Annotated in this window: 1 protein-coding gene; it reads right to left on the bottom strand. The window is 45.0% G+C overall.

Annotated elements, in window-relative coordinates; genetic code table 11:
• Nucleotides 1-19: 19 nt before the first annotated feature.
• Nucleotides 20-625: IS5 family transposase (locus AB4180_RS08745; RefSeq protein WP_372081814.1), on the bottom strand; the 606-nt coding region annotated here is incomplete at its 5' end.

Below are 625 nucleotides of genomic sequence, written 5' to 3'. Positions count from 1 at the left end.
ACCCCGTTTCGCGTATTTCTTAATCAATACGACAAGTTTCAGGCATACCTAACCCAGTAAGCTTGTTCAACGCTTTTATCATCGCGTAAGTTTCACCCACCTGGGCATTGTAATTTCTTAAGCTCAATCGTCCTCCTAGCAACTGTTTAACTCGATACATCGCTGTTTCTGACAGTGAACGTTTGTGGTAACCATACCGCTCTTTCCAATACTTATTTGAGCCATATAACTTCTGGCAACCTACTGCGAGATTTCGGGGATGACCCCGCTCCCAGAAGGCAGCCCCTTCTCTTGGAGGAATAAGCGCAACGGCTCGCTTAATCTTAATTGCATCGTGACATGCTCTCGTATCATAAGCGCCATCACCAGACACCTCGTGGATACTTCGGCGAGTTTGTTTCAGTAAATTCGGGAGTACTTCTCCATCTGTAACTTTCGATAGACTTAGCTCGGCTGCAATAATTTCATGAGTGTTTGTATCCACGGCAATATGAAGTTTTCGCCAGACTCTACGTTTGCCATCTGTCCCGTGTTTTTTGACTTTCCATTCACCTTCGCCATAAACCTTAAGGCCAGTCGCATCAATAGCTAGATGTTGTATCGCACCTCTCGCTTTAGTCTTAAA

It is taken from the genome of Vibrio sp. 10N.286.49.C3 (assembly GCF_041469545.1).
Lineage (GTDB): Bacteria > Pseudomonadota > Gammaproteobacteria > Enterobacterales > Vibrionaceae > Vibrio > Vibrio tasmaniensis_A.
Note: the sequence above shows the minus strand (reverse complement) of the source record. Positions and strands in the feature narration are given on the sequence as shown.